Genomic DNA, 9639 nt, shown 5'->3' on the forward strand with positions numbered 1-9639 from the left:
AAACTTTTTGGAATATATCTTTCTTAAGTTTGACTACAGAACCGTAGTCAAGCAAAGCTCATGCTGCGATCATCCAAATCGCCTTATATTTATAGAAGAATTAAAGTCAAAGGCTTATCGCGATGTGAGCCACTCTATAGCTGAAATGCGCGGAGCAGAGATCTGATCGCCCTGCTCCACGTGCATTTTTGACATCTAAAAATGGACTGCAATACCCCGGTCTGACCTGCAGCAAATCCATCACGGGATCTGAGCGATTGATGTCATTTACTTAAGATTTAATCACCAGCATCCGTTCTTCCTGCATATCGCGAATGGCAGATTGAATCCCTTCACGGCCTAAACCTGAATCCTTCACCCCACCATAGGGCATGTTGTCCACCCGGAAAGATGGAATGTCATTGATAATGACCCCGCCGACATGCAGATGATCCCAGGCATACAGCATCTTGTTCAAGTTCTGGGTATAAACTCCGGCCTGCAAGCCAAAACGGCTACGATTGATACAGGCAATCCCTGCTTCAAAATCAGGATAAGGTTCAATCATCGCCACCGGACCAAAGACTTCATCACGGTAAATTTCCAGATTATGATCCACGTTTTCCAATAAAGTCGGTGCGAACATCACTCCATCCAGCTCACCACCTACCAGAATTCTGGCATCCTTTTTCAGTGCTTTTTCCAGCCATTTTTTCAGGCGTTTGGCTTCTGCTTCCTTGATCATCGGCCCCACCAAAGTTGTGCTCAGATTTGGATCGGTGGCTTTCAGATGTTTGAGTTTTGCAAGCAGTTTATCTCTGACTTCGGCATAAATATCCTGATGCACCAGAATGCGCTGCACACTGATACAGACCTGCCCGGCATGACCATAAGCACCGCCAACCAGACGGGTAATCAAGGCATCATTAATTTCGGTATCCGGCTCGATCATCACTGCGGCATTACCGCCCAGCTCCAGAACCACTTTTTTGCGGCCAGCTCGCGCTTTCATATCCCAACCCACCACATCGGAACCGGTAAAACTGAGTAATTTAAAACGGTCATCGGTGACCAGCACATCGGCCAGCTCGCGCGGACAGGGTAAAACTGAAAATGCGCCTTTCGGCAAATCGGTTTCCGCCAGAATCTCGGCAATTTTCAAGGCAGAAATCGGCGTCAGACTGGCGGGTTTCAACACGAAAGGACAACCGGCAGCAATTGCCGGTGCAATTTTGTGGGCGGTCAGATTTAAGGGAAAATTAAAAGGGCTGATTAAAGACACTGCGCCAATCGGCACCTGCTTAACCATACCCTGATACCCCGATGCTGCCGCGGTTACAGCCAAAGGCAGCATACGTCCCTGATCAATTTGAGTCACGGCATCTGCGGCAATTTGAAAGGTATTAATCAGACGCTCGACTTCGGCTTCTGCCGCTTTGCGCGGTTTACCGCCTTCTGCAATCAGAATTTCAGTCAGTTCTTCACGAATTTCATGAAAACGGCGCACACAATGCAGTAGAATTTTCTGTTTTTGAAAGGGTTCTAAAGCCGCCATCTCTGCCTCGGTGTCTAGGGCAGACTGGATGGCCTGCTCCAGACTTTTGGCATCGGCCAAAGCGACACGTGCATAGAGTGCTTGCGTATATTTATGTTTAACCTCTAGCCATTCTCCGGTCTGAACCGCCTGACCAGCCACATAGAATGAATAGTCTTTACACTGTTGTACTGCTGTAGATCGCATTTTTTAGTCCTTCAAAATCTCAGGATATACATTTTTGAAATTCTCTATATCATGCACTTGCTGATAAATATTAAGAAGATGTTTTTAAGTAACCAGACACGCTCAATTTTAATAAAGCTTTAGGGACTCACTGTCATGCAGACAAAAATACTCGCCACATTATTCTTCAGTTTTGGATTAAGCACGCTCAGTCATGCAGATTTCATCGGGGCAAAAGCCGATCTCAGCTACTGGAATTTTAACGGTTATAGCGAAAATAGCAGTATGAAACATGATCTGGATCGACAAGGTACGGCGCAGCTGTCCGTGGCTTTTGAACATCCAGTGCCACTGTTGCCAAATGCCAAAATCAAATACGTCAATCTGGACAGCAACAGCGAACAAAGCACTCCGATCAATGCCTCAGAAATCAAACTGAAGAATATTGACTATATTCTGTATTACGAATTGCTGGATACCGTGGTACATGCCGATATAGGCGCAGGCTTAAGCAATCTGGAGGGTACGGTAAAAAACCTGAATACCGGGGCTTTCACACAATACGATCTGGATGAATACACTCCACTGCTCTATGCAACTGCAGGGGTTAAATTGCCATTTACCGGACTGAGTGCCAAAGCAGAAGCCGTTTACAGTCATGGCAGCGATAGCAAAAAGACCGATGTACAGGCTGAGTTACAATATGATTTTATTGATAATCTGCTGGTCGATGTCGGTGCCAAAATCGGTTATCGCATAATGAAGGTAGATTTTGAACAGGAGCAACGTCCAGATTTACAGCTGGAATTTAAAGGCCCGTATATTGGCTTAGATGTACATTTTTGATGCCAAGAATTCAGCAGCTGGTCGTGCTCAATTTCTCTGCGTTCATGTAAGTCAAAGCGTACAACAATAAGCGCAATCTGCTGCTGGTACAAAATCTGCTTGTGTATTACTTTAGACACATAGAGAGCAGGATGCTCCGAAAACCTAAAAACAACAAGAATAAGCAAGCATCAGGACGTGAGGTACGACAGGAGTTATACCTAAATCACGAGATACGGAAAAAGCCCCAACAGGATGTTGGGGCTTTTTTTCTGCTATTTCTTTTTCTGTGCATTGCTTTATTTATCATTGCTTAACAGTTCCGAGTTAAAACTCCAACATTGTAAAAATCGGCTTGTTGTTAAGCTAAAAATCCTCACATTTTTTGGGAACAGCAATCATGGTAAAAAAGGTCCTCTTTATTACATCCAATCAAGGTATTGAACATGATGAACTGACTGAGCCTTTAAATTTTTTAAAGTCCAAAGGTTTTGAAGTGATTCATGCTGCAGAAAAAAATGAAGATGTAGCCACTGTCAAAGGTGATACCAAAGCTGCTACCCAATATACGCCTGATACCAGTTTCGACCATGTCGACCTGAATGATTATGATCTGTTGGTGATTCCAGGTGGTACAGTCAACGCAGATACTTTAAGAATTAATCAGGATGCCCAGAAAATTATTCAGCACTTTGCCGACAATCACAAACCGATTGCGGCGATTTGTCACGGGCCATGGGCCTTAATTGATGCAGATCGAATTAAAGACAAGAATCTGACCTCGTATAAAAGCATCAAGCTGGATCTGGAAAATGCCGGCGGAAAATGGGTCGATGAAGAAGTGCATCGCTGTAATACCGGCGACTGGGTACTGATTACTTCACGGAATCCGGATGATCTTCCGGCCTTTAATGAAGCCATTTTAAAAGAACTTGAAGGCGATGCTTCCTAAGTTCCTACCATAAAAAGAACCTCATGATTGAGGTTCTTTTTAAATTTAGATACCACCGGCCAGACTTTTCAGATAAGCCACAACATCTTTATTGCCGGCCATTTCTGCCAGTTCTAAAGCAGTATTAGGACTGCGATGGGCAATATCTGCACCTTTGCTAACCAGAAGCTTGACTACGTCTAGATGATCATTTTCAGCAGCGGCCTGTAAAGCGCTGTAGCCTTCGTCATCGGCAGAGTTGACGTCCAGACCTTCTTGCAAGCCCTGCTCGACCTGTTCGATGTCGCCTAAAGATGCCCAGTACACCAGTTCAGGAAGATGCAGTTCATCATCATCTTCAGGGATTGGGGAGAATGAGTTGAGTTTCATAATTTTTTTCCTACATCTAATAAAAAAGATTTTAAGCTAATTCTTGAGCAATATATTCAATCTCATCGGCTTCAAACTCTGATATTTGTTTAGTTTCTACACCAAATTTATATCGAGGATGACCTTTAAAACAATATATTGGATTAGATTCTCTTAAATAGCGTATTTGATCAAAATCTTCTTTACTTAACCAAACTGAAACAGTGCTTCCCCCTGAGCGTCTAATGCCCACAAGATTACTATTTGGGTAAAATTTATAAACGCTACCTTTAATCTCCCGATATGATCCTAAATAATATTCATCTTTTATTGAGGTCAAATAATCTTTTGTATTCGAGTCAAACGCAGCTATAGTTTCACGGCCTAAGAGTGGTGAACCAATACTTATTCCTTCTACTCCTCCTATTGTATCTATTCTATTTACTATATTCGCAACTTCAGTATGAATAGCACCTATAAAAATTTTCTTGTTATCATCTTTTTCATTGTTTAGTCTTTCTATTAAATCACCCGTGTAATATCCAACAATTCCAGAAATAACATAATCGAAAGCCTTTCTTAAAGCCTCATTTATATTAGGATCAGCAATTAATGGGACTAGTGCAAATAAATCAGATCCTTTTTTTCGTGCACCAAGTTGGAGAGCTAACTTTTCCCTAATTTCTCTTTTAGGATATGACCCCTTATATAATCTATTCTCTTGGGCTAAATGGGCTTTATGAATTATTCTTTGTATTGCTAGCAAACATTCTGATAAATCATAAATACTTACTCCATGCTGATCTAGATCATCACCAGTAAATTTTATACTTAATAAACTTCTTTCAAATTTCTCTTTAGAATACCAATCCATTATTTTCTTATCCCCCCTTTTAATGTCGATTATTTAATAATCAGCAATATAACATTAGAAAATTCATAAATATAATCAAAAAAGCCCCCTTTCGGAGGCTTCTTATTTGATCCTTAGCTTTAAGCTTTAGACACTGCGGGTTCAATTGAACCAATCTTTTCAGACTCATTGTCATGCATGATCAAGGCAACCGCAATTGCAGTAATCAGCACCGGTAAACCGACTGCCATAAAGTTAAAGTAAGCAGGCAGGTTCATACCCAGTAAGCCACCGATCAGGATTGGCCCTACAATCGCACCCATACGACCAATCGCAGAAGACCAGCCAATACCTGTCGAACGTACCGCAAGTGGGTAGAACTGCGCAACATAGCTATATAGCAACATTTGCGAACCAATCGACGCTGCACCCGCCAAGAACACCAAGATATAAAGCAGGAACGAATTCGACTGGAAGCCCATCAGGCTCATCACAATCGCACCCATAATACCGAGGAACATCAGCACCGGTTTCAGGTGGAAACGATCCGCCAGAATACCACCACCGACAATACCTACAACCGCACCCACGTTCATCACCATCATGAACATCAGACTGTTGTCCATCGAGTAGCCCGCTGCCATCATCAACTTCGGTAACCAGCTACTTAAAGCATACATGGTTAACAGACAAGTGAAGAACGCGACCCAGAACAATAAGGTATTGACCGCACGGCCACGACGGAACAAGCTCACCACGTTCGCTGCTTCAGGCACATTTTCCTGTGGCAGGGTAAGCGTTGTATTCTCGGTAACCGTTAGATTTGGTGCCAGACGACGTACGATTTGACGTGCTTCAGCCTGCTTGTTTTGCTTCACAATAAATGCCAGCGATTCAGGCAAAAATTTCCAGATCACTGGTAATAAAAATAATGGAATACCCGCGATAAAGAACATGATTTCCCAACCAAAACTTGGGGTAAACCATGAACCCAACAACGCAGCCATTACACCACCGACGGCATAACCACTAAACATGGTGGTTACCAAGGTACTGCGCATTTTTTGTGGCGCATATTCCGAAGTCAATGCCACCAGATTCGGCATGACCCCACCAATACCCAGACCGGCAAGAAAACGTAAAATACCGAATTCGGTTGGATTTGAGGCAAAGCCACCCGCAAAAGTTAAACCACTGAATAATACAATACAGATCATGATCACTTTCTTACGACCGATCTTGTCCGCGAGGGAACCGAAGATCATCGCACCAAACATCATGCCAGCCAGTGCGGTACTTGCAAGCATGCCCGCTTGCACTGCACTTAAGCCCCAGTCTTGCATCAGTAAGGGTAAAACCACACCATTGATTGCTAAATCGTAGCCATCAAATAAGATAATGAGTAAACACCAAGCAACTACATTGAAGTGGAAAGGCGTGAATTTCGCATTATCGACTACAGAATTTACATCTATTTTTTCCGTTGTCATCGTTCTCATCTCCCATGAGTACTTGTCCATAACATCTTTGTTGAAGATTGAAGGCAATCTTCAATGTCAGGCAATATACGCAAGCGGGATTTAAGGCACAATAAGACTAATTGATATTCTGCTATGACAAATGTAATGCCATTTATTTGCGTGATATGTCACATTATTATTAAAATTAAATTTTAAGCCATTAATAATAATGACTTTAATTTAAGCAGAATTTGTAGATTTTTTAGCTCAATCACTTTTTTTGAGTGGTTTTATTTCATACTAAAGATATAAAAAACCCCTTCAGACAAAGGGGTTTTTTAAACTGAATGAATCTATGAGGATCGTTTAAATTTTGGCTGCTTTTAATTGTTTCACCTGAACGCGACCGGGTTGTGGTTGACGAATCATTGAAATAGCGATGATACCAATAATACCCGGCATGGCAACCGCGATGAAATTCCATTTATGTGGTAATTCCATACCCAGCAGCATACCAATCACAATTGGACCCACAATTGCACCTGTACGCCCCACAGCAGAAGCCCAACCAATACCGGTAGAACGTACTGCAACAGGATAGTATTGAGCAACATAGCTATATAACAAGATACTGGTACCAATAGATGAAGCACCTGCTAAACTGACAAGTAAATAAATAACAGGTGTTGGAGAGTTAAAGCCTAAACCAACCAGAGACAGTACACCCACAGTTAACATACTAATAAGAACAGGTTTAAAGTCAAAACGGTCTGCCAGAATACCACCACTAATGGTTCCGATCACGGCACCAATATTCAGTGCTAATAAGAACATTAAACTGCTGCCTAAAGAATATCCCGCAGCCATCATGAGTTTTGGCAGCCAACTTCCAAGTGCATAAAGCATGAGCAAGCACATAAAGAAAGCAATCCAGAATAAGAATGTTCCCATTGCACGATTTTCTGTAAATAACGCTTTTACTGATGCACTTTGTGTCTGATCGCCTGTGGCTAGAACCAGTTCAGTGTCTGCTCGTACGTCTGCAGTTGGCTCAACTCGTTTTATAAAATGACGTGCCTCATTCATTTTTTGTTCTTTAACCAAGAAAGTTAGAGACTCAGGTAAGAACTTCCAAAACAATGGAACAAAAAGTAAGGGAATACCTGCAATGAAGAACATAATTTCCCAACCAAAACTTGGAGTAAACCATGTACCACATAATGCAGCCATAATCCCACCTACGGCATAACCACTAAACATGGTGGTTACAAGTGTACTTTTTAAACGTTTAGGTGCATATTCAGAGGTTAAAGCAACCAGGTTAGGTAATACCCCGCCTATGCCCAAGCCGGCAATAAAACGTAAAATACCAAACTCTGTTGGAGTGGTGGTAAATCCACCCAAAAATGTAAAAGCACTAAATAAAGTGACACAAATTAAAATCACTTTTTTACGACCGATTTTGTCTGCAAGCATCCCAAACAGCATGGCACCAAACATCATGCCGGCTAGTGCTGTACTGGCAAGCATGCCTGCTTCAACAGCACTCATGCCCCACTCCTGCATCAGTAGAGGCAGAACGACACCGTTAATTGCTAAATCATACCCGTCAAATAGAACAATAAACAAACACCACAATACAATGCTTAAGTGAAATTTATTGAATTTTGCCTGATCAATCACATCATTCACACTAACCGTATTTGCTGCCATTTTCGTGTTTTCTACCATTTTTACTCACCTCCTGTGAGTTATTATTCGTTGTTTTCAGCACGACACATGCCACTAACTCTTATTTATTATTTTTAATGATTCTTATCGCCATGTTCGTGCAACAACTTAGTTCAACACAGCTAATTTTCAGGCAATATGCGACTAAAGTCTTAAGCTTTGCTCAAAATTCTAAACCCATGCGTCCAGTTTTTAATGATTTCTTAACAATTCAAGCTACTTCTTCGATATAAAAATCCCTGAGTTCTCAGACTCAGGGAACGTTTTAAAATTGAGAAAAAACTGAAATTAATATAATGCTTGAGCTAATCGGATTTGAATAATTTCATTATCATCTGCCAGATTTCGATTACGACCACTTGAACCGGGAAAGTTATTGTCATTCAAGACGGTAATTAAATCAGGCCCTTCAATAATAATGTCTTCAATGGTCTGAAATGGAAAACCAAAGCGCTGACCGGTGGCAAGATCTCCCGGACGTACCGGACCATAAAGTAAATCTGGATTGGCCAGATCCATTAAATTAACCAGTTCTTCACGTGCGACAGACTCACCGGACTGATTCAATCTGACCTTGATTAATTTTTTATAGCCGCCCAGATTATTTTCACTGTCATCACGTTCAATAATCACACCTTCTTTGGCACTAAATAACTGAAAATCACCAATTGCAGAGGCTTTCGAAGCCAACTCAAAATAATAGAAATTTCTAGTATAAACTTTCTTTTCCAGATCAAATTCTGAAATGATTAGTTGTGGCGTCGTGGCATTTAATAAAGGTTTTTCAAGTAAAGGATATAAATAGCGACCATTGGGGGAAATTGCCATACCTTCAAAGCCCCCACTCCGCTGTACCAAAGGTTCAATATAACCGGTAGTCCCCTTGTTTAGCTGATTTTGTGGAGATCTGAGTTCAGTTCCAGCTTCTAATGGATCAGCTAAAGCAATCGGCGGGCTTTTTAATATTCCATCTGCACTAAAATGTAATAAATAAGGGCCAAATTCATCTCCAATCCAGATATCGCCATTGGGCGCGCGCTGCATAGATTCCGGATCAAAGTCAGCACCTGTCAATAAACGCTCTTGAGTATTCTGATGGACAATTTCAAAAGGAATCAGTTTGTTCGGATCACGAAGCTGAATATAAGATAAATGTTTGACAGTTGCTGTACCGCCCGCCTTGGTTCTGAAATCGCTAGAAAGATGATGCAAACGCAATAAATAATCAGAAGAATTATCCTGCGAGCCAAAGCCATTATCCGACATCACCAGATAAGTTCCATCCGGCTGCTTTAATGCAGCAGAAAAACCCTGTACAGGCTGGCCTGAAAATGGAGGAAAAATACCATTTGCTCCACGTACATCTCGTCCTGAATCAGAGCCTTCTGCATAGGTCTCTACATCCAGTTTGGCAAAAGACACCAAAGTTGGTTCAGTTACGCTTTCGATGGGCTGAAGGGTTTTATCATCGGATTCATTGCATGCCGTCAGAGCGAATACAGAGACCGCCAGCAAACTTAAAGAAATTTTTCTCATACGTCTATTCATCTTTTTATAAAGTCGACGTCTTATTTAATACAGTGTGAATGACAGGACAGTTGCGATGAGATGAAGTTTTAAGGACAGTTTTATCTTAATAATTATAAACCCCACGCACAAAAAAACACCCCCAACTGTTAAATTGGGGGTGTTTCGAATAATGAGCTGGCGATGACTTACTCTCACATGGGTAACCCCACACTACCATCAGCGCAAAGAGGTTTCACTTCTG

8 protein-coding genes are annotated in these 9639 nt (G+C 41.7%); 2 read left to right on the forward strand and 6 right to left on the reverse strand.

Annotated features, from left to right (window positions below):
* Positions 1-271 precede the first annotated feature (271 nt).
* Positions 272-1720, reverse strand: coding sequence for an aldehyde dehydrogenase family protein (locus FTT73_RS13530; protein ID WP_180075602.1), 1449 nt, complete (start codon positions 1718-1720; stop codon positions 272-274).
* Between the two features lie 135 nt (positions 1721-1855).
* On the opposite strand from FTT73_RS13530, the gene FTT73_RS13535 reads away from it, so the two are divergent.
* Both FTT73_RS13535 and FTT73_RS13540 read left to right on the forward strand, forming a co-directional pair.
* The gene (locus FTT73_RS13535; RefSeq protein WP_180191565.1) at positions 1856-2545 is read left to right on the forward strand and encodes a TIGR04219 family outer membrane beta-barrel protein; all 690 of its coding nucleotides are present in this window, start codon (positions 1856-1858) and stop codon (positions 2543-2545) included.
* A gap of 379 nt (positions 2546-2924) precedes the next feature.
* Positions 2925-3476 (forward strand): type 1 glutamine amidotransferase domain-containing protein, encoded by a 552-nt coding sequence (locus tag FTT73_RS13540; protein ID WP_180191566.1) that lies wholly within the window; start codon positions 2925-2927, stop codon positions 3474-3476.
* Positions 3477-3521: 45 nt separating this feature from the next.
* Here FTT73_RS13540 and FTT73_RS13545 read toward each other — a convergent pair whose 3' ends face one another.
* The 5 genes from FTT73_RS13545 to FTT73_RS13565 all read right to left on the reverse strand — a co-directional run bounded on the left by FTT73_RS13545 (position 3522) and on the right by FTT73_RS13565 (position 9404).
* A complete protein-coding gene (locus tag FTT73_RS13545; protein WP_180191567.1) occupies positions 3522-3845 on the reverse strand; it encodes an ankyrin repeat domain-containing protein in 324 nt (107 codons plus the stop codon).
* A 31-nt stretch (positions 3846-3876) separates the two neighbouring features.
* Positions 3877-4698 carry a hypothetical protein gene (locus FTT73_RS13550; RefSeq protein ID WP_180191568.1) on the reverse strand — a complete coding sequence of 274 codons (822 nt, stop codon included), beginning with the start codon at positions 4696-4698 and terminating at the stop codon, positions 3877-3879.
* 119 nt (positions 4699-4817) lie between these two features.
* The gene (locus tag FTT73_RS13555; protein ID WP_005173562.1) at positions 4818-6167 is read right to left on the reverse strand and encodes an aromatic acid/H+ symport family MFS transporter; all 1350 of its coding nucleotides are present in this window, start codon (positions 6165-6167) and stop codon (positions 4818-4820) included.
* A gap of 336 nt (positions 6168-6503) precedes the next feature.
* A complete protein-coding gene (locus FTT73_RS13560; protein ID WP_171255752.1) occupies positions 6504-7868 on the reverse strand; it encodes an MFS transporter in 1365 nt (454 codons plus the stop codon).
* A 288-nt stretch (positions 7869-8156) separates the two neighbouring features.
* A complete protein-coding gene (locus FTT73_RS13565; protein WP_252357272.1) occupies positions 8157-9404 on the reverse strand; it encodes an esterase-like activity of phytase family protein in 1248 nt (415 codons plus the stop codon).
* Positions 9405-9639: the final 235 nt, after the last annotated feature.

This window comes from Acinetobacter sp. YH01006, assembly GCF_013420445.1.
Classification (GTDB): domain Bacteria; phylum Pseudomonadota; class Gammaproteobacteria; order Pseudomonadales; family Moraxellaceae; genus Acinetobacter; species Acinetobacter pseudolwoffii.

Bases quoted from the DNA above. Each gene is read 5' to 3' on its own strand.
- FTT73_RS13530 (WP_180075602.1), bottom strand. From the start codon at position 1,720: ATGCGATCTACAGCAGTACAACAGTGTAAAGACTATTCATTCTATGTG.
- FTT73_RS13535 (WP_180191565.1), top strand. From the start codon at position 1,856: ATGCAGACAAAAATACTCGCCACATTATTCTTCAGTTTTGGATTAAGC.
- FTT73_RS13540 (WP_180191566.1), top strand. From the start codon at position 2,925: ATGGTAAAAAAGGTCCTCTTTATTACATCCAATCAAGGTATTGAACAT.
- FTT73_RS13545 (WP_180191567.1), bottom strand. From the start codon at position 3,845: ATGAAACTCAACTCATTCTCCCCAATCCCTGAAGATGATGATGAACTG.
- FTT73_RS13550 (WP_180191568.1), bottom strand. From the start codon at position 4,698: ATGGATTGGTATTCTAAAGAGAAATTTGAAAGAAGTTTATTAAGTATA.
- FTT73_RS13555 (WP_005173562.1), bottom strand. From the start codon at position 6,167: ATGACAACGGAAAAAATAGATGTAAATTCTGTAGTCGATAATGCGAAA.
- FTT73_RS13560 (WP_171255752.1), bottom strand. From the start codon at position 7,868: ATGGTAGAAAACACGAAAATGGCAGCAAATACGGTTAGTGTGAATGAT.
- FTT73_RS13565 (WP_252357272.1), bottom strand. From the start codon at position 9,404: ATGAGAAAAATTTCTTTAAGTTTGCTGGCGGTCTCTGTATTCGCTCTG.